Source organism: Staphylococcus sp. HMSC055C03, assembly GCF_001809385.1.
GTDB lineage: Bacteria > Bacillota > Bacilli > Staphylococcales > Staphylococcaceae > Staphylococcus > Staphylococcus simulans.
Window position 1 is genome coordinate 50,207 of record NZ_KV797510.1, and the last position, 658, is coordinate 50,864.

The 658-nt window shown below is 49.1% G+C and carries 5 tRNA genes; all 5 read left to right on the plus strand.

Annotation, left to right across the window (positions count from 1 at the left end):
- The first annotated feature begins 92 nt into the window (after nucleotides 1-92).
- The 5 genes from HMPREF2603_RS09875 (at nucleotide 93) to HMPREF2603_RS09895 (ending at nucleotide 562) form a co-directional block, all read left to right on the plus strand.
- Nucleotides 93-166 (plus strand) — tRNA-Arg (locus HMPREF2603_RS09875).
- A gap of 11 nt (nucleotides 167-177) precedes the next feature.
- Nucleotides 178-251: transfer RNA gene (locus HMPREF2603_RS09880), tRNA-Pro, on the plus strand.
- Between the two features lie 32 nt (nucleotides 252-283).
- Nucleotides 284-359 (plus strand) — tRNA-Ala (locus HMPREF2603_RS09885).
- 29 nt (nucleotides 360-388) lie between these two features.
- A tRNA-Met gene (locus HMPREF2603_RS09890) sits at nucleotides 389-462 on the plus strand.
- A gap of 26 nt (nucleotides 463-488) precedes the next feature.
- Nucleotides 489-562, plus strand: a tRNA-Ile gene (locus HMPREF2603_RS09895).
- Nucleotides 563-658: the final 96 nt, after the last annotated feature.

The following is a 658-nucleotide window of genomic DNA, read 5'->3' on the forward strand; positions in this document are numbered from 1 at the left end:
GAACTGGCAGACGCACAGGACTTAAAATCCTGCGATAAGTGATTATCGTACCGGTTCGATTCCGGTCCTCGGCACCATAATATATATAAAATGCGCCCGTAGCTCAACTGGATAGAGCGTTTGACTACGGATCAAGAGGTTATGGGTTCGACTCCTATCGGGCGCGCTTATTTTCTACGGGAAGTAGCTCAGCTTGGTAGAGCACTTGGTTTGGGACCAAGGGGTCGTAGGTTCGAATCCTGTCTTCCCGATAACCTTAGAAAAAGGATTATTAAATTAATATGGGGGCTTAGCTCAGATGGGAGAGCGCCTGCTTTGCACGCAGGAGGTCAGCGGTTCGATCCCGCTAGTCTCCACCATATTTAATTACAACATAAACCTATACAATGGCGGTGTAGCTCAGCTGGCTAGAGCGTACGGTTCATACCCGTGAGGTCGGGGGTTCGATCCCCTCCACCGCCACTAATTATTAGTTGTAAAATTATTTAGGACCTTTAGCTCAGTTGGTTAGAGCTAACGGCTCATAACCGTTCGGTCGCAGGTTCGAGTCCTGCAAGGTCCATATAATTTTTTTGGAGGAATACCCAAGTCCGGCTGAAGGGATCGGTCTTGAAAACCGACAGGGGCTTAACGGCTCGCGGGGGTTCGAATCCCTCTT